A 21,973-nucleotide genomic window follows, 5' to 3' on the forward strand; every position below is an offset into this window, starting at 1 on the left:
ATCAATTATTGTATGATTTATTATTTGGAACGATGAGGGAGAGTTAATGAGAAGAGAACGTGGATTATTGATTGTTTTATCTGGTCCTTCCGGTGTAGGAAAAGGTACAGTGCGGAAAGAATTATTCTCACAACCAGATACGAATTATGAATATTCTATTTCCATGACCACTCGTAAGCCACGTGAGGGTGAAGTGGATGGTGTAGACTATTTCTTCAAAAGTAAAGAAGAATTTGAAGCACTAATCGAAAAAGGCAAACTACTTGAATATGCCCAATATGTGAGTAATTATTATGGAACACCTATTGATTATGTCAATGCAACATTAGATGCAGGTCGTGATGTATTCCTTGAAATTGAAGTTCAAGGTGCAGCACAAATTCGTGAAAAAGTGCCAGATGGCCTATTCATTTTCCTTGCACCACCTAGTCTTTCTGAATTACAACAACGATTAGTAGGTCGTGGAACTGAAACAGAAGACGTGATTGCAACACGTATAGCTGCTGCAAACAAAGAATTGGAAATGATGAATTTGTACGATTATGTCGTGGAAAACGATGAAGTACAATTAGCTTGTGAACGTGTCAATGCAATTGTTCTTGCTGAACATTGTAGACGCGAACGTGTAGAAAAACAATATTTAGCTATGTTGAGAGGAGAATAATAGATGTTATATCCATCTGTTGACGTATTAAAAACTAAAATTGATTCAAAATATTCACTTGTGAGCCTTGCTTCTAAAAGAGCACGTGCTATGCAAGAAGGTAGTCCAGAACATTTATCTTCATATGTTTCTGATAAAAATGTAGGGAAAGCACTTGAAGAAGTAGCTGCTGGCGTTCTTACAAAAGAAGAACAAGACGAAACAAAAGTTTACGAAGATGAAGTTTAATCTAATTCAGAGGGCGTAAGTGCTCCCGTTGAATTAGATTAAAGCCACAGATTTTTAAGAGGAATTAATCGAGCAAATTCGATTAAAATCTGGGCGCAATTACGCAGAAGCGTAATTGATTTACTAACGACGCAGAAGCTCCCAGAGAAGTTCCTTTCTTTGGGGGCTTATGTTGTTTCGAGAGGAAGAAAAACATGATTGCAAATAAGAACATTTTACTTTGTGTATCAGGCGGTATCGCAGTTTATAAGGCAGTGCTACTTGTTAGTAAGCTTACACAAGCAGGTGCACATGTGAAAGTAATGATGACAGAATCTGCAACCCGTTTTGTTACCCCTTTAAGTTTTCAAGTCATGTCTAAACATGATGTATATACAGATACTTTTGATGAAAAGGATTCCGCAGTTATTGCACATATTGATTTAGCGGATTGGGCAGATCTTGTAATCGTAGCTCCTGCTACAGCTAACATAATAGGAAAACTTGCCAATGGTATAGCTGATGATATGGTAACAACAACCTTACTTGCTACAACATCTAAAGTTTGGATTGCCCCAGCTATGAATGTTCATATGTATGAACATCCAGCGGTTAAACGAAATATTGCACGACTTACTTCAGATGGCTATGAATTTATCGAGCCGGAAGAAGGATTTTTGGCATGTGGCTATGTAGGTAAAGGTCGTTTAGAAGAACCTGAGAAAATAGTTTCTTTAGTAGAAGCGTTTTTTGAACCTAAGTATTTACCACTTCGAGGGAAGAAAGTGGTTATTTCTGCTGGACCAACGAGAGAAAGAATTGATCCAGTACGTTATTTAACAAACTTTTCTTCTGGGAAAATGGGATATGCAATGGCAACTGCTGCACAAAAGCTTGGTGCAGAAACAATTCTTGTTTCAGGTCCAGTGTCGTTGACTCCGCCTGTAGGGGTAAAAGTAATTCCAGTGGAAAGTGCCGAAGATATGTTACAGGCTATTTTAAAAGAATACGACGATGCAGATATCGTGGTAAAAACGGCAGCAGTAGCAGACTATCGACCAAAAAATCAGTTTTCTCAAAAAATGAAAAAGCAAGCTGGAGATTCAAGTATTGAGCTTGAACGTACAAAAGATATTCTGCTTACTTTAGGTGAACGTAAAAAACGTCAATTATTAATTGGTTTTGCAGCAGAAACAAATGATGTATTAAATTATGCTAAGGGAAAACTAGACAAAAAGAATGCAGATTATATTGTTGCTAATGATGTTTCTAAATCAGATAGTGGTTTTGGTACTGATACAAATACAGTGACATTAGTAGGTAAAGAAGACTTCCAGCAAGCCTTTGTCCACCTTCCAAAAGAGGAACTTGCTTTTGAACTATTCACTACCATCTTAAAAAGAGAAGGTATGTAGAAATGATTGCAAAAATCATTGTCGATGTCTCTGCTTATCCAGTGGACAGACCTTTTGATTATACAGTTCCTAAGGAGTTGCAAGAATTAGTAGAAGTAGGCTGTCGTGTTAAAGTTCCATTTGGTCCAAGAAACGTCCTTGGTTTTATCACTGCATTAAAAGAACAAACAGATGTACCACTTGATAAGATTAAACCAATTGCTCAAGTATTAGACATCGAACCTGTATTAACAGAAGAAATGCTAGAGCTTGCCGAATGGATGACAGTTCATACTTTATGCTATGAAATTGATGCACTACAAGTTATGTTACCATCAGCTTTACGGGCAAAATATGAGAAATCGATTAAGCTAACGACAGAGCTTTCTAATTTACCTGCTGAGCTACAGGCTTTGTTTGGTCAAAAAGAAATGATTCCATATAAAAAAGTTGAAGCGGCTAATTTATTACGGCCGCTTAAATATTGTATGAAGCAAGGTTTCGTAGAGCAAAAAACAATTGTCAAACAACAAGGGCAAGTAAAAGCTGTTCGCAAGGTGAAAGTAATAGATGATGTTTTTAAATTGCAAGAAATTGCTACATCTATATCCGCACGTGCAAAAAAACAAGTACAAGTAGCAGAATGGATGGTCGAACACGCCGGAGATGAATTCATCCCACAAGAGCTTTGTGAGACACTAGACATTACATTAGCTGTATTAAATGCGGTTGTAGAAAAGGGAGCTGCACAATATTTTCAAGAGGAAGTATATCGTGATCCTTTTGCAAAAGATGCAAAAAAGTCTATAGCACTTGCTTTAACAGACGAGCAAGATACAGCGCTTAAACAAATTTTAAAATCGATGAAAGCGAAGCAAGCAACAACTTTCTTATTACATGGTGTAACAGGAAGTGGCAAAACAGAAGTTTATTTACAAGCTATTCAAGAAGCAATTGAAAATGGACAAGAGGCTATTGTTTTAGTACCTGAGATTTCATTAACCCCTCAAATGACCGAACGCTTCCGAGCGAGATTTGGTGATTTAGTGGCGGTTATGCATAGTGGATTATCGAAAGGTGAAAAGTATGATGAATGGAGAAAGATTGGCCGTGGTGAAGTAAAAGTAGCAGTTGGGGCTAGATCCGCTATTTTTGCTCCTTTTAAGAATTTAGGACTTATTATTTTAGATGAGGAACATGAATCAACTTATAAGCAAGAAGATACACCACGCTATCATGCTAGAGATGTAGCAATTTGGCGTAGTCAGTTCCATCATTGCCCGGTTATTTTAGGTAGTGCAACACCTTCTCTAGAATCTTTTGCACGGGCAAAGAAAAACGTATTTGCTTTATTAACGTTATCCAAAAGAGCTAAACAACAATCATTACCCGCTGTTCAAGTTGTAGATATGCGTGAAGAACTTCATAGTGGGAATCGGTCCATGTTTTCTACAGCATTAGCTGATGCAATCCAAGCAAGGCTTGAGAGAAAAGAACAAATGGTTCTATTTTTAAACCGCCGAGGCTATTCATCTTTTGTTTTATGCCGTGATTGTGGAACGGTTGTACAATGTAAAAATTGTGATATCTCTATGACCTATCATCGTTCTACGGAAATGTTAAAATGTCACTATTGTGGCTATGAAGAACATGTTCCAACAGAATGTCCTGAATGCCATAGTGAATATATCCGATTTTTTGGTACGGGCACGCAAAAAATTGAAGCAGAGATTCATAAAGTCTTTCCGGAAGCAAGAGTCTTACGAATGGATGTCGATACAACAAGACAAAAGGGTGCCCATGAACGTATACTGGATGATTTTGGTTCAGGAAAAGCAGATATTTTACTAGGCACTCAAATGATTGCCAAGGGACTTGATTTTCCCAAAATCACATTAGTAGGCGTATTAAGTGCAGATACTTCATTGAATCTTCCTGATTTCCGTGCAGCAGAACGAACCTTTCAATTGTTAACACAAGTAAGTGGCCGTGCTGGTCGCCATGATCTACCGGGTGAAGTAATTATCCAAACCTATACGCCTGAACACTATGCGATTCAATTATCAAAAGAACAGCATTATGAACCATTCTATGAGCAAGAGATGGCGATGCGACATAAATTTGCTTACCCGCCATATTACTATGTTGTCCTTATTCAAATATCACATGAAGATGTTATGATGGCAGCTGAGTATGCTGGAAAAGCAATGGATTGGTTAAAACTTAAATTATCTCCACAAGTTGGTTTAATCGGACCTACTGCAGCTTCCATTAGTCGAGTCCAAAATCGATATCGTTATCAATGTTTGATAAAATATAAAAAAGAACCGAATTTAACGGAAACATTACAACAACTTATTCGGATGTATCGTACGGAATGGATTAAAAAAGGTATTCAACTAACCGTTGATTTAGACCCTTCATCCATCTAATTCGTACGTCTAGGAAAGAGGTCCAAAATGGCATTATTAGAAATTGTAAAAAACCCTGCTAAAGTATTAGAAACAAAGGGAGCTGAAGTCACTAGTTTTGACGCTGAATTAGCACAATTACTAGATGATATGTATGAAACAATGCTTGAAAATGAAGGTGTTGGTATTGCGGCCCCGCAAGTAAATAAAAGCATTCAAGCTGCAGTAGTAGAACTGGGAGAAGAACGTGAAGTCTTAGAACTAGTTAATCCTGTTATTGTTGAAATTTCTGCCGATACAGGAGTGGATATAGAAGGATGCTTAAGTTTTCCAGATTTATATGGAGATGTTGAGCGTCCGTTATATGTGAAAGTACAAGCCCAGGATCGTAATGGCGAATTATATGAACTAGAAGCTTATGATTATGATGCACGTGTTATTCAACATGAAGTAGATCATCTACAGGGCATTTTATTTGATAAAAAAATCACAAAAATCTACACTCTTGAAGAAATAGAAGAAATGTATGCTGAGGAGGATGAAGAACAATGATTTCGATTGTTTTCATGGGAACCCCCGATTTCTCTGTACCCGTCTTAAAAATGTTAAATGAGGAAGGCTATAATATTAAAGCTGTTGTTACCCAACCAGATCGTCCAGTTGGTCGTAAACATGTTTTAACACCGCCTCCTGTGAAAGCAGCTGCAATGGAACTGGGCTTACAAGTAATCCAACCGGAACGTTTAAGAGGTTCTGAGGAATTGCAGCAAATTATTTCCCTTAATCCTGACTTAATCGTAACAGCGGCATTTGGTCAGATTTTACCTAAGGAACTTCTTGATGCACCAAGACTTGGTTGTATTAATGTTCATGCCTCATTACTACCTTCATATCGTGGTGGAGCTCCTATCCATCAAGCAGTAATCGATGGTCAAAAAGAAACTGGCGTAACAATCATGTATATGGCTGAAAAGTTAGATGCAGGTGATATAATCGCTCAACAACCACTATCAATTGAAGAAGAGGACTATACAGGCCTATTATTTGATAAATTAAGCATCGTTGGCCGCGATTTATTAAAAGTTACATTACCTTCTATTATTGATGGTACAAATCAACGTATTCCACAAGATGTGGCAAAGGTTTCTTTTGCTCATAATATTTCACGTGAACAAGAACGCATTGATTGGACAGAAAATAATACAGATATTTACAATCAAATTCGTGGCTTACATCCATGGCCAATCGCATATACAACACTTGATGACCAAAACGTCAAAATTTGGTGGGCTAGAAAATCTAATACTACACATAACGAAAAGCCTGGAACAGTTATTGGGATTTCAAAAAAATTCTTCACAGTTGCAACTGGTGAAGGACAAGCAATTGATATTCTAGATTTACAACCAGCAGGTAAAAAACGGATGGAAGCTGTCAATTACTTAAATGGTGTAGGTTCTAAATTACAGATTGGGGACCATTTTGAATGAGTAAAAATAAAAATGTAGCACCAATTTGGAATGGAAATGTCCGTGATGCAGCACTTTCGATTCTGCTTGCTGTTGATAAACAACAAGCTTATAGCAATTTATTGTTACATCAAACCATTGAAAAATATAAAATTGATGCAAAAGACCGTGGCTTACTAACAGAAATCACGTATGGTACATTGCAATATAAAATGACGCTTGATTACTATTTAGAGCCCTATGTACGTGGGAAAATAGAAGATTGGGTTCGATGGTTATTACGTTTGTCTTTATATCAAATTGTTTTCTTAACGAAGATTCCTGACCATGCAGCTGTAAATGAAGCCGTTGAAATCGCAAAACACCGTGCTCGCCATCGAGGAGTTAGTGCAACTGTAAACGGTATATTACGTTCCGTTTTACGTGACGGAATTCGAGAAACAACAGAAATTGAGAGTAGTGCAACACGTTTAGCAATCGAAACAAGTCACCCAGAATGGCTTGTCCGTCGTTATATCGATGGCTTTGGATTGGAAAAAACGACAGATATGTTATATGAAAACAATCTACCACCATTGCAAACAGTTCGTGTAAATACAGCGAAAGCAACTGTAGACGAAGCCCTTCGAAGTTTATGGGATGAGAAATTTTCAGTAAAACGAAGTACAGTGATGCCGGAATGCTTGCACATCCTTGAAGGACAAGTGGCTCGTTCTACAGCTTTTAAAGAGGGGCTAATTACAATTCAAGATGAGAGCTCTATGTTACCGGCATATGCATTAGAAGTTAAACCTGGTATGAGAGTATTGGATATGTGCGCGGCACCAGGAGGCAAAACAACACATATTGCCGAAAAGATGAATAACGAAGGGGAACTAATTGCAACTGATTTACATCCACATAAGATTAAACTAATTCAGCAAAATGCTGATCGTCTAGGTTTATCAATTATTCATCCTCAAGTTTTAGATGGAAGAAAAGCAACTTCAATATTTGATGCTGAATCGTTTGATCGAATTTTGGTAGATGCACCTTGTAGTGGACTTGGTGTTATTCGACGTAAGCCGGATATTAAATACACAAAAAAAGAAGAGGATTTTGAAACACTTCAAAAAATTCAGCTTCAATTATTAAATTCTGCATATACTTTATTAAAAAATGAAGGCAAAATGGTTTACAGTACATGTACAATTGATAAAATGGAGAACAACGGTACTGTTGAAGCCTTTTTACAAGCTCATCCTGATATGGAATTATCCAAAGTAGAAGAAGTACCGGAATCATTACAAGCACTAAAAACAGAAGGCATGATGCAAGTCTTTCCACACGATTTTGGTAGCGACGGCTTTTTTGTTGCTGCTTTCAGAAAAAAAGGAGGATCCAAAAACTAATGGATCAAGAAATAAAAACCCCAGCAAGAGTAAAAAAAGAAAAACCCCAGCTCCGTGAATCAATTTATTCACTTTTACCTGATCAATTACAAAATTGGCTAAAAGAACATGGTGAAAAACCATTTAGAGCAGCTCAAATTTTTGATTGGTTATATATAAAACGCGTCACAAGCTTTGATGAAATGTTAAACCTTTCAAAAGGATTGCGTGATAAATTACAACAAGAATTTGCATTCAGCACACTAAATACTTTAGTTAAACAAGAGTCAAAAGATGGTACCATCAAGTTTTTATTCCAATTACAAGATGGATATTCAATCGAAACTGTATTAATGGCTCATGATTATGGTAATTCTGTATGTGTAACGACTCAAGTAGGTTGTCGGATTGGATGTACTTTCTGTGCATCTACATTAGGTGGTTTAAAACGTCATCTTTTACCAGGTGAAATCGTTGAACAAGTTGTGAAAGTTCAACAAGCTTTAGATGAAAAAGAGCAACGCGTAAGCTCAGTTGTTATTATGGGGATTGGTGAACCATTTGATAACTACGATTCTATGATGCGATTCCTAAAAGTGATTAACCATGAAAAAGGGTTAAACATTGGTGCTCGCCATATTACCGTCTCAACAAGTGGTATTATCCCACAAATTTACAAATTCGCAGATGAACAATTGCAAATTAATTTTGCATTATCATTACACGCACCAAATCAAGAATTACGTCAACAATTAATGCCTATTGCAAAAGCGTACAAATTACCAGAATTAATAGAAGCTGTAAAGTATTATACTGAAAAGACTGGCCGTCGTATTAGCTTTGAATATGGTTTATTTGGAGGTGTAAATGACTCTGTTGCACATGCAGAAGAATTAGCACATCTTGTAAAAGGTATTAAATGCCACGTCAATTTAATACCAGTAAACTATGTACCAGAACGTGACTATGTTCGTACACCAAGAAATAAGATTTTCGATTTCGAGAAAACATTAAAAAAACATGGTGTCAACGCTACAATTCGTCGTGAGCACGGCTCTGATATTGATGCAGCTTGTGGTCAATTACGTGCGAAGGAGAGAAAAGAAGAGACAACCCACTAATGAGGTGATACGTTGTGAGATATACAGTTGTAAGTGATATTGGAAAGAAAAGAGCAGTAAATGAAGATTCGGCAACTTTTATCTCCCATGACGATTCATACCAGCTGGCTATAGTAGCAGATGGTATGGGTGGTCATAATGCGGGGGATGTTGCAAGTCGAATGGCCGTTACACATTTTGAAGAGTTATTTTTGCAAGCTGATGCTGCCCATTTTACGTCTAATGAATCGATCAAAGAATGGTTAATTGAAACAGTAAAAGAACTCAACAAAACGCTTTATCATTACTCATTGACGCATGAGGATTGCCAAGGCATGGGTACAACGCTTATTGCAGTTCTTTTTGATGGAAATAATGCAACCATTTGCCATGTAGGTGATAGTCGTGTGTATTTTGTTACCCACGAAGAAATTCGTTTAGTCACAAGAGACCACTCGTATGTCAATATTCTCGTAGATAATGGTGAAATTAGTGAGGAAGAAGCTGCAAGTCATCCGAAGAAAAACTATATTATTAAATCCTTAGGAACAGAATCTACTATTGAACCTGATAGCTATAAAGTTGAATTAGTAGATGGTTCCTTTATGTTAATTTGTACGGATGGATTAAGCAATAAAATCTCAATAAAAGAAATGCACAATATTATAATGCAGGAATCGACTATAGAAGAAAAAGGCAATCAACTTGTGCAATTAGCAAATGATCATGGTGGAGAAGATAATATTACTCTCATCCTATTATCAAAAGATTCTGAGGAGGTGTAAGAATGCTCGTTGGAAAAAGAATCAGTGGACGCTATAAAATTCTCGACGTCATTGGTGGCGGTGGTATGTCTAATGTCTACTTAGCTCATGATATGATTTTAGATCGTGATGTAGCGATAAAAATTTTACATTATAATTTTTCAAATGCACAAGAGATGCATCGTCGTTTTCAGCGAGAAGCTTTGTCAGCCACTAGCCTTACACATCCGAATATTGTCAGTATTTATGATGTTGGTGAAGATGGTGATATGCATTATTTAGTCATGGAATACGTAAAAGGGCAAACGTTAAAACAATACATACAAAATTATGCCCCACTAGCACCTACAAAATGCGTGAATATCATGAAACAATTGACTTCTGCAATTGCCCATGCTCATCAAAATCAAATTATTCATAGAGATATTAAACCACAGAATATTTTAATGGACGAAGAAGAAAATGTGAAAATTACTGATTTTGGTATTGCTATGGCATTGGAAGACACTTCCTTTACACGTACCAATTCGGTGTTAGGTACAGTGCATTATTTATCACCAGAACAGGCTCGTGGTGGTACAGCTACAAAAAAATCGGATATTTATTCATTAGGAATTGTGCTATATGAATTGTTGACAGGTGAGCTACCATTTTCAGGAGAATCAGCAGTTGCCATCGCATTAAAGCATTTGCAATCAGAAACGCCATCAGTTCGTGCAATCGTTCCAGCTATTCCACAAAGCTTAGAAAATGTTGTATTAAAAGCTACAGCAAAAGATCCAGATCATCGCTATCGATCAGTGGAGGAGATGTCTGAGGACTTAGAGACTGTATTGTCCGAACAACGAAGTCATGAATCAAAATTCCGACCACCGATTGACGATGATGTAACAAAGCTCATACCAGTTATAAAAGAACAAGAAGTTGAACATGAACAGGATTTACAGAAAACGAAAGCAATGCCTATAAGGGATAAAGAGCAAAATGAGGAGAAGAACGACAAGAAAAACGACAAGAAAAAAGGCAAAAAGAAAAATAAAGCACTTATTTTTGTTGGAATCCTCTTGAGCTTATTATTCATTTTTTTAATTGTTTTATTTTTATTCCCAGATTTATTTGATGAAAAGAAATTGGTTGTACCTGATGTAACAAATCAAAAGGTAGAAAAGGCAATTAGTACATTAGAAAATGCAGGATTTGTCATAGGTAACCAAACAAAACAAGAGTCAGATGATGTAAAAGAAAATCATGTTATTGCGACAACACCTGATCCCGGAAGAGAGCGGAAAAAAGGGACGGAGATAGATCTTATAGTTAGTGATGGTCCGAAAAAGGTGGATATTTCAAATTATATAGGTCAAAGTATTGATCAAGTCAAAGAACTTCTCACAAAACAAGGTTTTAAAGATATCAAAATAGATGAGACTTTTTCTGAAAAAAATGAAGGAACAATTATTAAACAATCGCCTGAAGAGGGAGAAAAAGTTATACCAAAAGATACGACAATTACGTTTACTGTGAGTAAAGGTGTCGAGCAAGCAACTGTCGTAAATTTACTTGGTTATAATGAGAATGCGTTACATACGTATGCAAAAACTTCAGGGTTTAATATCCGAATTAGTAGTGAAAAATATTCTGATACAGTTCCGAAAGGACAAGTCATTTCTCAATCTCCAAAAGCTGGTGCAACAGTGAATGTTGGGAGTACAATTGAAGTTGTCTTATCTAAAGGTGTACAGGAAAAACCAGTTAAAACTTATGTAAAATCAATTAAAATTCCATATGAACCAGAAGTAGATGGTGAACCGCAACAAGTTCGTATTTATATTCAAGACCGTACACATTCAATTGCTGATATTGAACAAGAATTCCAATTGTATTCAACACAGGAAAAACGATTGCAATTTGAAATAGAAAAAGGACAGAAGGCTATTTACCGAGTTGTTCGAGACGATAAAATTATTATTGATGAAACAATATCTTATGACGATTTAAAATGAGGAGGAAGGGCATGGCAAAAGGCCAAATTCGTAAGGCATTAAGTGGCTTTTATTATGTCCAAGACGGTGAGCACTTCATTCAATGTCGTGGTCGTGGCGTCTTTCGTAATAAAGGTATTACACCTCTTGTAGGAGATTATGTAGAATACGAAGTAGAGGGAAATAATGATGGGATAATTACAAACATTTTAGAACGCCAAAATGAGCTTGTGCGCCCACCAGTAGCAAATATCGATCAAGCAATTCTTGTATTTTCAACAAAAGAGCCAGCTTTTAATACGATTTTACTTGATCGTTTTTTAGTGGTTTTGGAATCATTTCAAGTGCATCCAATTATTTGTTTGACAAAAACAGATTTGCTAAACGATGAAGAAAAGCAAAAAATTGCAAAGTACAGAGCCGAATACGAAGCAATTGGTTATACAATGATTGAAACGTATAAAGAAGATCCTAATCTACTGGAGAAAATGGCACCTCTATTGAAAGGGAAAACAACCGTTTTAGCAGGGCAATCTGGTGTTGGGAAATCTTCTTTACTTAATACAATAATGCCATCATTAGCATTAAAAACGGGCATTATTTCTGAGGCACTTGGACGTGGAAAGCATACAACCCGCCATGTGGAACTTATTGAATTAGCAGGTGGGCTAATAGCGGATACCCCTGGATTTAGCTCATTTGATTTTGATACGATAGAAAAGGAAGAACTGACACAATGTTTCCCAGAATTGTTCTCCTTATCAGAAGGATGTAAATTCCGAGGATGTTTGCATCTTAAAGAACCAAAATGTGCAGTAAAACTGGCTGTAGAAGATAGAACAGTGGAACAATATCGCTATGAGCATTATTTGCAATTCTTACAAGAAATCACTGATAGAAAGCCGAGGTACTAATTATGATTCAAATTGCACCATCTATTTTAGCTGCTAACTTTTCAAAATTAGCAACTGAAGTAAAAGAAGTAGAAGAAGCAGGCGCGAAGTTAATTCATATAGATGTAATGGATGGCCATTTCGTACCAAATATAACCATGGGACCAATTGTTGTAGAAGCATTACGTCCTGAAACAACACTACCTTTAGATGTCCATTTAATGATTGAAAATCCAGATCAATATATTGAAGATTTTGCAAAAGCAGGTGCTAACTACATCACAGTACATGTTGAAGCTTGTCGTCATTTACATCGAACAATTCAACTTATACGTTCTTTTGGTGTAAAACCGGGAGTAGTATTAAATCCACATACACCAATTGAATCGATTAAACATATTTTAGAAGATGTTGATCTAGTATTATTAATGACAGTGAATCCTGGTTTTGGCGGTCAAAAGTTCATTCATTCTGTTGTACCAAAAATTGCAGAACTTTCGGCATTAATTAAAGAAAAAAACTTAAATGTTGAAATAGAAATTGATGGTGGCATCAATACAGAAACTATCGTACCATGTGCTCAAGCAGGTGCTACAATCTTTGTAGCGGGATCTGCTATTTATGGTAAAGAAAATCGCAAAGAGGCATTACAAAGAATTCTAACGGCTGGAGAACAAGCAATTCGATGACAGTCGTTGTTGTTTGTGCAGGAGGTCCAGAGGAGGAAGTCGTTTCAAGCGATTTCCTCCTTTCTTTCGATGATGCTAAATTTATCGGTGCAGATCACGGCACAATGTACTTATTGAACAGAGGAATTACACCAGATTTAGCTGTCGGTGATTTCGATTCACTCACGAATGAAGAATGGCAATTGGTACAAGAGCGCGTACCTAAAATTGAACGCCATATTCCAGAAAAGGACGAAACAGATACAGAATTAGCGATTTTAAAAGCTTTAGATTATGAACCTACTGAAATTATTTTAACGGGTGTTACTGGTGGTAGGCTTGATCATTACGAGGCTAATTTACACATTTTATATCGTGTACAAAAAATGCATCCATCTATTGAAATAAAAATGATAAATAATTTGAATTGTTTGCAATTTTTATGGCCGGGACAACATAGAATAGTATCAGAACGTTATTTCAAATATTTATCCTTTTTTGCATTTGGTGATGCAGTGAAAAATGTAACATTACGAAATGTGAAATATGAAACAACAGATGAAATAATCGATATAGGGACTACTCGTTTTGCTAGTAATGAAATAATAGGTGAATATGCGTCTATTTCATTTTCTAATGGCATATGTTTAATGATAAGAAGTATCGATGATAAGGAGTGACCAGGTGAAAGTATACACATTTCAATTACCAAAAGTAGTTAGTAGCTTTGCTCGTTTTTGTTTACAAATGGTTACAAATGATCCTGCAGATCCAAAGAATGCAACTGCAAAAAAGAAAAAGGGAAAAGAAAAAACGACAGGTTGACAATAGTCAGCCTGTCGTTTTATTTAGATGAACAAATTAAACGCGTTCAACTTTACCTGATTTTAATGCACGAGCAGAAACCCATACACGTTTAGGTTTGCCGTTTACTAAGATACGAACTTTTTGAAGGTTAGCACCCCAAGTACGTTTGTTAGCATTCATTGCGTGAGAACGGTTGTTACCAGACACAGCTTTACGTCCAGTAATGACACATTGTTTTGGCATATTAATTCCCTCCTCATAAAGAAGTTGAAAGATTCATGATTTCACTTCGGTATTTCACATACTTTAATAATTTAACACACACTTTTCGTCATTGCAACTGATTTTGAAAGACTTTCAAGAAAAAAACCTTTACAGACTATAACTAGACGAAATGATAGGTTTTCTTTTATAATCAAAATTTGTATAGTACAATAGGAGATAGTCAAAAGAAAATCAGGGGGCATTCTTATGTCAGTAGAATTGAAAAACGAATTCGGTCGTATTGATATCTCTAATGATGTTGTTGCACAAATTGCAGGTGGAGCAGCAATCGAATGTTACGGTATTGTCGGTATGGCTAGTAAGCATCAAATTCGTGACGGTTTAACAGATATACTCCGCAAAGAAAATTTTGCAAAAGGGGTAATCGTACGTCAAGAAGGCGAAGGTTTACATATCGATATGTATGTCATGATTAGTTACGGTACTAAAATTTCAGAAGTAGCTTATCAAGTCCAATCAAAAGTAAAATATACACTAGATAAAACACTAGGCATGGCTGTCGATTCAGTTAATATCTATGTGCAAGGTGTTCGCGTAGCGAACGTGTAAGAGGAGGAACTCATTCAAATGAAGTCGTTAGACGGGATTAAATTCGCGGAAATGGTGCAAGCTGGATCAAGCCATTTATCTCAAAATGCAGAATATGTCGATTCGTTAAACGTATTCCCTGTACCAGATGGTGATACAGGTACGAATATGAATTTATCGATGACATCAGGTGCAAAAGAAACTGTTGCTAATAAGGGCGAAAGTATCGGTAAAACAGCTCAAGCGTTATCAAAAGGTTTATTGATGGGAGCTCGTGGTAACTCAGGCGTTATCTTATCTCAATTATTCCGAGGATTCGGTAAAGCTGTCGAAAAAGAAAATGAATTAGATGCGGTTAAATTTGCACAAGCATTACAATATGGTGTGGAAACAGCCTATAAAGCGGTTATGAAGCCTGTTGAAGGTACAATTCTTACAGTTGCACGAGTTGCTGCTGAAAAGGCAGTAGAAGTTGCAAAAACAGAGCAAGATATTGTTGTAGTTATGGAAGAATTATTAGCTGCTGCAAAAGAAGCGCTTGCTAAAACCCCAGACTTACTTCCAGTATTAAAAGAAGTTGGCGTCGTTGATAGTGGTGGTCAAGGTTTAGTATTTGTATATGAAGGTTTTACTGCAGCATTAAAAGGTGAAGAAATTCCAACTGCTACAAAAGTAGAATCAATTGAAGACTTAGTTAACGCAGAACACCATAAAGTTCAAGACTTTATGGATACTTCTGAAATCGTTTTCGGATATTGCACAGAATTCATGGTCCGTTTTGAAGAAGGTAAAAAGCCATTTGACGAAGCTGAGTTCCGAGAAGATATGAGTCGATTCGGTGATTCATTACTTGTCATTTCCGATGATGAAGTTGTAAAAATTCACGTTCACTCTGAAACACCAGGAGCAGTTATTTCTTATGGTCACCAATATGGAAGCTTAGTAAAAGTAAAAGTAGATAATATGCGTCTTCAACACACTGCGATTGTTGGAGAAGAACATCATAAAGAAGACTTTAAAAACACTGCAAAAAAAGAAGTGGAAAAGCAACCATATGCAATCGTCACAGTTGCAATGGGTGAAGGTGTTGCGAAATTACTTGAAAGTGTTGGCGCTTCATACGTTATCGAAGGCGGTCAAACAATGAATCCTTCAACTGAAGATATCGTTAATGCAATTAAGGAAGTAGGAGCCGAAAAGGTATTAATTTTACCAAATAACAAAAACATTGTAATGGCTGCTGAACAAGCCGCTGAATTATTAGATATTGATGCAGCTGTCGTGCCAACTAAATCGATTCCACAAGGTTTGTCTGCAATTCTTGCATTCAATCCTGAACTTTCAGTTGAAGAAAACAAAAAACATATGACAGATGCATTTGCCAATGTGAAATCAGGGCAAATTACATTTGCAGTACGTGACACTTCAATCGATGGGGTAGAAATTCATAAAGATGATTTCATGGCTATTAAAGATGGTAGTATTATTCAAGCAACTCCTTCATTAAAAGTAGCTTCTGAATTACTTGTTAGTGACATGATTGATGAAGATTCAGAAATTGTTACTGTTCTTTATGGTCAAGATGTAGAAAAAGAAACAGTGGATGAATATATTGAATTTATCGAAGAGCAATATCCAGAAGTTGAAGTTGAAGTTCATAATGGTAAACAACCATTATATCCTTACATCATTTCTGTAGAATAAAACCCAAAATATTTTACTAAAAACGGCCGAGAGACATTTTTCTTGGCCGTTTTTAATATTTAGGTGCAGTTAAATAGGCTCGTTGATAGTCGAAAAGATTAGTTATTTTGCCCGCGTGGCTTTCACAAAGTGCAAAAAAGCTTTGTTTTGCAACGAATCGTTGCTACCTGAGCAATGACCGAGTGAGACAAAGTAGTGGATCATGAGGTTTTTGAAGCTCAGCATGCTAGTGCTTTGGATAATAAAATCAACAGTAGCCATTAACTTAGTCTATGTTTGAATTAGAGGATGCTCGTTCAAACCCACAAAGCGGAAAACTAGATAGATCTAAAACGTTTGGTAATACGAAAGTATTCGTGTAATATTAGCATTGAAAAATAAATTGAAAATGTGGGGAGAAATTATGAAATTTACATCCGTCTTTGATATTATCGGTCCTGTTATGATTGGACCTTCTTCGTCCCATACTGCTGGTGCTGCTCGAATTGGTCGTGTTGCTAGAGATTTATTTGGAAGACAACCTAAATGGGCTAAAATTCACTTATATGGCTCTTTTGCTGAAACGTATAGAGGTCATGGAACTGATGTAGCTATAATCGGAGGACTACTCGATTATGATACTTTTGATGAAAGAATTAAAACTGCTTTTAAAAATGCCGCAGATGCAGGCTTAACATATGAATTTATTACTGAAACGGATCATACAGATCATCCGAATACAGCAAGGATTGTAATTGGTGATGATGACATGGAAATGTCGATGGTTGGTATTTCAATTGGTGGAGGCTCGATTGAAATTACAGAACTAAATGGATTCCCACTTCGATTATCAGGTGGTATGCCAGCTATTTTAGTTGTTCACGATGATCGAGCAGGTTGTATAGCAAATGTAGCAAATAGTCTTGCTAAGCATAATATTAATATTGGTCATATGGAAGTTTCGCGTAAAGAACGGGGTAATATGGCGTTGATGGTAATAGAGGTTGATCAAAACATCGACCATTCAATTTTAGAAGAAATAGAACTTCTACCTAATATTACGAAGGTAACTCGTATTAAAAACTAGGAGGTATAGCAGATGGAAGTATTGTTTCGTAATGTGAGAGAATTGGTAGAACGTGCTGAACGAGAAAATAAACTAATCTCTGAAATTATGATAGAACAAGAAATATTAATGTCAGAACGCAGCCGAGAAGAAATTATGGAACAAATGTCTCGTAACCTTAAAGTGATGGAAGAAGCTGTAGAACGAGGTTTAAAAGGTGTACACTCCGTTACAGGTTTAACTGGTGGAGATGCAGTTTTACTACAAAAATATATTCAATCAGGTAAAGGTTTATCCGGTGACTTTTTGTTAGATGCTGTAAGTAAGGCTGTTGCAACAAACGAAGTAAATGCTGCTATGGGCACAATTTGCGCAACACCTACAGCAGGTTCTGCAGGTGTTGTGCCCGGTACGCTTTTTGCAGTCAAAAATAAATTGAATCCAACAAAAGAACAAATGATTCGTTACTTATTTACGGCTGGAGCATTTGGTTTTGTAGTAGCAAATAATGCATCAATTTCAGGAGCAGCTGGTGGTTGCCAGGCAGAGGTAGGCTCTGCTGCTGCTATGGCTGCCGCTTCAATTGTAGAAATGGCTGGTGGTACACCAGCACAATGCTCACATGCCTTTGCCATTTCTTTAAAAAATATGCTGGGACTCGTGTGTGACCCAGTAGCAGGATTGGTAGAAGTGCCCTGTGTGAAACGTAATGCGATGGGAGCTGCAAATGCAATGGTTGCTGCAGACATGGCATTAGCGGGTGTTACAAGCCGTATACCAACTGATGAAGTAATCGGTGCTATGTTCCGCATCGGACAAACGATGCCAGTAGCATTAAAAGAAACTGCACAAGGTGGCTTAGCGGCAACACCAACAGGAAAGGCACTTGAAGCGAAAATCTTCGGCGGGGCTGTGTTGCAGCGTGACTGATTTATTGCAGAAAGTAACTGATTTAAAGGGAGTTGGAAAATCATCTGCTGAAACGATGAGCACGATGGGCGTTGAAACGCTAGATGATTTAATTTGGACCTTTCCATATCGTCATGAAGATTTTCGTTTAAAAGATTTAGCGGAAACGCCACATAACGAAAGAGTGACAGTGGAAGGCCGAATTGAAAGTGAACCAGTAGTCCTATACTTAGGTAAAAACAAATCACGTTTACAAGTCCAAATGCTAGCAGGACGTCATCTTATTAAACTTGTATTTTTTAACCAAGGATACTTACGTAATAAACTTATCCCCGGTACGATAGTGACAGTAACTGGTAAATGGGATAGAGGACGTCAAGTGATTAACGGAAGTAATGTAACATTTGGTCCGAAAACAGATCAAGCTGATTTCGAGCCAGTATATAGTTTAAAAGGAAAGCTTACACAAAAGAAATTCCGCCAATTTATGCGACAAGCATTAGATGAGTTGAAAGATGCACTTCCTGAGTCGTTGCCTAATCATCTAAGAAGTGACTATAAATTGTTAACCTTACAGGAAGCATTAGAAGGTGTTCATTTTCCAAAGGATGCTAATCATGCAAAACAGGCCAGACGTCGATTTGTTTATGAGGAATTATTACAATTTCAATTGAAAATTCAAGCATTAAGGAAAACACGGCGTGAAGAGGAACAAGGCATTGTCATTCACTATGATTTACAAAAGGTTCGAGAATTTATCTCTTCTTTGCCATATGAATTAACGAATGCACAAAAACGCGTTGTTAATGAAATATCAAGGGACTTATTAATTCCACATCGTATGAATAGATTACTTCAAGGGGATGTTGGGTCTGGGAAAACGGTTGTTGCGGCAATTGGATTGTATTCAGCTGTGACAGCGGGATTTCAAGGTGCTTTAATGGCTCCTACTGAAATTTTGGCAGAACAACATGCCGCATCACTCGATGAATGGCTAAGACCTTTTGGTGTAGAAGTAGCATTGCTTTCTGGCTCTATAAAAGCAAAAGCGAGAAGAGAATTAGTAGAAAGATTGGTTAAGGGTGAAATAGATGTAGTGATTGGAACGCATGCATTGATTCAACCAGATGTAACGTTCCATAAATTAGGGTTTGTTATTACTGATGAACAACATCGTTTCGGCGTTGAACAACGCCGGATATTGCGTGAAAAAGGTGAAAGTCCAGATGTACTTTTTATGACTGCTACGCCAATTCCACGAACATTATCAATAACTGCTTTTGGTGAAATGGATGTCTCAATCATTGATGAAATGCCAGCAGGACGAAAAAAAATTGAAACGCTTTGGGTAAAAAATGAACAATTTAATCAAGTGCTTTCTCGTATGGGGAAAGAACTTGTCGCTGGTCGTCAAGCATACGTGATTTGTCCATTGATTGAAGAGTCAGATAAGCTTGATGTACAAAATGCTGTAGACGTTTATCAACAGTTGGCGACTTTGTTTAAAGGGAAGTTCAAAGTCGGACTGATGCATGGTCGATTACCTGCGAATGAAAAAGATGAAGTGATGCGTGCGTTTAGTGAAGGGAAGCTAGATGTATTAGTTTCTACGACAGTAGTGGAAGTAGGCGTAAATGTTCCAAATGCAACATTTATGGTTATTTATGATGCTGAACGTTTTGGATTAGCACAACTACATCAATTACGAGGACGTGTAGGACGGGGAAAACATCAATCTTATTGTGTTTTAATCGCAGATCCGAAAAGTGAAGAAGGCAAAGAAAGAATGATTTCGATGACGGAAACAAATGACGGTTTTCGATTAGCGGAAAAAGATTTAGAACTTCGCGGACCTGGTGATTTTTTTGGAAAAAAACAAAGTGGCTTACCAGAATTTAAAATGGCAGATCTTGTTCATGACTATAGAGTATTAGAAGTGGCTAGACAGGATGCGGTTAAACTTATCGAGTCTGATACATTTTGGCATGATGAAAATTATAAAGTGTTGCGACATAATCTTCAGTCATCAGGTGCTCTTGATGGGGAAAGAATCGATTAATATAAGAGGATGCAGGAGTGCTTAGAAAAACAACACTTGCATTCTCTTTTTTAAATTTATATACTGATATTAGTACCAAGTGCTAATATTAAGGGGCGACGATGAATAATATGAAGTACTCTAAAAAAGAACGACAACTATTATTGCAGCAAACGATTCAACAAAACCCATTCGTCACGGATGAACAGCTTGCTACAAAGTTTAATGTAAGCGTTCAAACTATAAGGCTTGATCGTATGGAATTGTCCATTCCAGAACTACGTGAGCGAATAAAGGACGTTGCCGCAAATAATTTTGAAAATGAAGTTAAAACTTTACCTATAGATGAAGTCATTGGTGAAATTATTGATATTGAATTGGATGAACGTGCTTTATCAATCTTTGATGTTGGAGAAGAACATGTTTTCCAACGAAACCGAATTGCAAGGGGACATCACTTGTTTGCGCAAGCGAATTCTTTAGCAGTTGCCGTTATCAACGATGAATTAGCTTTAACTGTCCACTCTGATATTCATTTTTTGAAACCAGTGAAAGCAGGAAACCGTGTAGTTTCAAAAGCGATTGTTACTGGTAAAGACAATGATCGTAATCGTACGTTTGTCACAGTTACCTCAACCGTTGAGGGTAATACCGTTTTTACAGGGCAATTTGAAATGTATCGAACGAAAGGTAAAGGTGAAATTTAAATGAAATTAGCAGTTGATGGTATGGGTGGAGACAATGCCCCACAAGCCATTATCGAAGGGATTTATCAAGCATTAGAAACATCAAGTGATTTAGAAATTTTACTATATGGTCAAAAAGAAAAAATGCAGCCATATTTAAAAGATTTAAGTCATATTACTGTTATTGATTGTCTAGAAGTAATCGAGGGTACAGATGAACCTGTACGTGCTGTACGTCGTAAAAAAGATGCTTCTATGGTTAAAATGGCAGAGGCTGTTACAAATGGTGAAGCAGATGCTTGTATTTCAGCAGGGAATACCGGAGCACTAATGGCGGCTGGTTTATTTATTGTCCATCGTATTGAAGGTATTGATCGTCCTGCATTATCAACAACATTACCTACTTTAGATGGTAGTGGCTTTGATATGTTAGACCTAGGATCAAATGCCGATGCGAAACCAGAAAATTTAGTACAATATGCAATAATGGGAAGCATTTATGCACAACAAGTTCGAGGTATTAAAAACCCTTCAGTTGGTTTATTAAATATCGGAACTGAGGATAAAAAAGGAAATGACCTTACAAAACATGCATTCACATTATTAAAAGATGCACCAATCAACTTTATCGGGAATGTCGAAGCACGTGAACTATTAAATCATGTTGCGGATGTTGTCGTAACAGATGGCTTTACAGGTAATATGGTATTGAAAACAATTGAAGGTACAGCAGGTAGCGTCTTCAAAATGATGAAAGAAGCATTTATGGCTTCTACGAAATCAAAAGTAGCTGCGCTTTTAATGAAAAATAATTTAAAAGAATTAAAAAATAAAATGGATTACACTGAATATGGTGGTGCAGCGTTATTTGGTTTAAAAGCACCAGTGATTAAAGCGCATGGTTCATCAAATGCTAGAGCATTCGCAAGTGCAATTCGCCAAGCGCGTAAAATGGTTGAACATAATGTAATACCAACAATTGATGCAACTATTAGCAAAGATAAGCAAAATGAACAATAATAAAAATCATTAATTGTTTTATACAAAGGGGA

General features: G+C 36.8%; 22 protein-coding genes. 21 read left to right on the top strand and 1 reads right to left on the bottom strand.

The window, feature by feature from the left end:
- Positions 1–46 precede the first annotated feature (46 nt).
- The 14 genes from gmk (at position 47) to spoVM (ending at position 13,744) form a co-directional block, all read left to right on the top strand.
- Entirely contained in the window at positions 47–664 is a 618-nt protein-coding gene (gene gmk, locus Q8X41_RS17180; protein WP_397537460.1) for a guanylate kinase, read from the top strand.
- 3 nt (positions 665–667) lie between these two features.
- The gene (gene rpoZ, locus Q8X41_RS17185) at positions 668–892 is read left to right on the top strand and encodes a DNA-directed RNA polymerase subunit omega (RefSeq protein WP_397537461.1); all 225 of its coding nucleotides are present in this window, start codon (positions 668–670) and stop codon (positions 890–892) included.
- Positions 893–1,086: 194 nt separating this feature from the next.
- A complete protein-coding gene (gene coaBC, locus Q8X41_RS17190; RefSeq protein WP_397537462.1) occupies positions 1,087–2,286 on the top strand; it encodes a bifunctional phosphopantothenoylcysteine decarboxylase/phosphopantothenate--cysteine ligase CoaBC in 1,200 nt (399 codons plus the stop codon).
- A gap of 2 nt (positions 2,287–2,288) precedes the next feature.
- On the top strand, positions 2,289–4,697 hold the full coding sequence (gene priA, locus Q8X41_RS17195) for a primosomal protein N' (RefSeq protein WP_397537463.1): 2,409 nt from the start codon (positions 2,289–2,291) through the stop codon (positions 4,695–4,697).
- A gap of 27 nt (positions 4,698–4,724) precedes the next feature.
- Complete coding sequence (def, locus tag Q8X41_RS17200; RefSeq protein WP_397537464.1) at positions 4,725–5,228, top strand: peptide deformylase; 504 nt, start codon at positions 4,725–4,727, stop codon at positions 5,226–5,228.
- Positions 5,225–6,166 (top strand): methionyl-tRNA formyltransferase, encoded by a 942-nt coding sequence (fmt, locus tag Q8X41_RS17205; protein WP_397537465.1) that lies wholly within the window; start codon positions 5,225–5,227, stop codon positions 6,164–6,166. The genes def and fmt overlap by 4 nt, the downstream gene beginning before the upstream one ends.
- Positions 6,163–7,536 carry a 16S rRNA (cytosine(967)-C(5))-methyltransferase RsmB gene (gene rsmB, locus Q8X41_RS17210; protein ID WP_397537466.1) on the top strand — a complete coding sequence of 458 codons (1,374 nt, stop codon included), beginning with the start codon at positions 6,163–6,165 and terminating at the stop codon, positions 7,534–7,536. The genes fmt and rsmB overlap by 4 nt, the downstream gene beginning before the upstream one ends.
- The gene (rlmN, locus tag Q8X41_RS17215; RefSeq protein WP_397537467.1) at positions 7,536–8,636 is read left to right on the top strand and encodes a 23S rRNA (adenine(2503)-C(2))-methyltransferase RlmN; all 1,101 of its coding nucleotides are present in this window, start codon (positions 7,536–7,538) and stop codon (positions 8,634–8,636) included. Before rsmB ends, rlmN begins: the two co-directional genes overlap by 1 nt.
- A 14-nt stretch (positions 8,637–8,650) precedes the next feature.
- Entirely contained in the window at positions 8,651–9,400 is a 750-nt protein-coding gene (locus Q8X41_RS17220) for a Stp1/IreP family PP2C-type Ser/Thr phosphatase (protein ID WP_397537468.1), read from the top strand.
- A gap of 2 nt (positions 9,401–9,402) precedes the next feature.
- A complete protein-coding gene (gene pknB, locus Q8X41_RS17225) occupies positions 9,403–11,379 on the top strand; it encodes a Stk1 family PASTA domain-containing Ser/Thr kinase (RefSeq protein ID WP_397537469.1) in 1,977 nt (658 codons plus the stop codon).
- A gap of 11 nt (positions 11,380–11,390) precedes the next feature.
- Positions 11,391–12,272 (top strand): ribosome small subunit-dependent GTPase A, encoded by an 882-nt coding sequence (rsgA, locus tag Q8X41_RS17230; RefSeq protein ID WP_397537470.1) that lies wholly within the window; start codon positions 11,391–11,393, stop codon positions 12,270–12,272.
- A 2-nt stretch (positions 12,273–12,274) separates the two neighbouring features.
- A complete protein-coding gene (gene rpe / locus Q8X41_RS17235; protein ID WP_397537471.1) occupies positions 12,275–12,940 on the top strand; it encodes a ribulose-phosphate 3-epimerase in 666 nt (221 codons plus the stop codon).
- Complete coding sequence (locus tag Q8X41_RS17240; protein ID WP_397537472.1) at positions 12,937–13,599, top strand: thiamine diphosphokinase; 663 nt, start codon at positions 12,937–12,939, stop codon at positions 13,597–13,599. Before rpe ends, Q8X41_RS17240 begins: the two co-directional genes overlap by 4 nt.
- 4 nt (positions 13,600–13,603) lie before the next feature.
- Entirely contained in the window at positions 13,604–13,744 is a 141-nt protein-coding gene (gene spoVM / locus Q8X41_RS17245) for a stage V sporulation protein SpoVM (protein WP_397537473.1), read from the top strand.
- Between the two features lie 36 nt (positions 13,745–13,780).
- Here spoVM and rpmB read toward each other — a convergent pair whose 3' ends face one another.
- Positions 13,781–13,969, bottom strand: coding sequence for a 50S ribosomal protein L28 (gene rpmB, locus Q8X41_RS17250; protein WP_397537474.1), 189 nt, complete (start codon positions 13,967–13,969; stop codon positions 13,781–13,783).
- 228 nt (positions 13,970–14,197) lie between these two features.
- Between rpmB and Q8X41_RS17255 the strand changes: the two genes are divergently transcribed.
- The 7 genes from Q8X41_RS17255 (at position 14,198) to plsX (ending at position 21,941) form a co-directional block, all read left to right on the top strand.
- On the top strand, positions 14,198–14,560 hold the full coding sequence (locus Q8X41_RS17255; RefSeq protein WP_397537475.1) for an Asp23/Gls24 family envelope stress response protein: 363 nt from the start codon (positions 14,198–14,200) through the stop codon (positions 14,558–14,560).
- 18 nt (positions 14,561–14,578) lie between these two features.
- Complete coding sequence (locus Q8X41_RS17260; protein ID WP_397537476.1) at positions 14,579–16,243, top strand: DAK2 domain-containing protein; 1,665 nt, start codon at positions 14,579–14,581, stop codon at positions 16,241–16,243.
- A 403-nt stretch (positions 16,244–16,646) separates the two neighbouring features.
- Positions 16,647–17,309, top strand: a complete 663-nt coding sequence (gene sdaAB / locus Q8X41_RS17265; protein WP_397537477.1) for an L-serine ammonia-lyase, iron-sulfur-dependent subunit beta — start codon at positions 16,647–16,649, stop codon at positions 17,307–17,309.
- 12 nt (positions 17,310–17,321) lie between these two features.
- Positions 17,322–18,218 (top strand): L-serine ammonia-lyase, iron-sulfur-dependent, subunit alpha, encoded by an 897-nt coding sequence (sdaAA, locus tag Q8X41_RS17270; protein WP_397537478.1) that lies wholly within the window; start codon positions 17,322–17,324, stop codon positions 18,216–18,218.
- Positions 18,211–20,256, top strand: a complete 2,046-nt coding sequence (recG, locus tag Q8X41_RS17275) for an ATP-dependent DNA helicase RecG (protein WP_397537479.1) — start codon at positions 18,211–18,213, stop codon at positions 20,254–20,256. Before sdaAA ends, recG begins: the two co-directional genes overlap by 8 nt.
- A 110-nt stretch (positions 20,257–20,366) precedes the next feature.
- A complete protein-coding gene (gene fapR / locus Q8X41_RS17280) occupies positions 20,367–20,942 on the top strand; it encodes a transcription factor FapR (protein ID WP_397540297.1) in 576 nt (191 codons plus the stop codon).
- Positions 20,943–21,941 carry a phosphate acyltransferase PlsX gene (gene plsX / locus Q8X41_RS17285; protein WP_397537480.1) on the top strand — a complete coding sequence of 333 codons (999 nt, stop codon included), beginning with the start codon at positions 20,943–20,945 and terminating at the stop codon, positions 21,939–21,941.
- Positions 21,942–21,973 lie beyond the last annotated feature (32 nt).

The sequence above is a fragment of the Rummeliibacillus pycnus genome, assembly GCF_044359855.1.
Lineage (GTDB): Bacteria > Bacillota > Bacilli > Bacillales_A > Planococcaceae > Rummeliibacillus > Rummeliibacillus pycnus_A.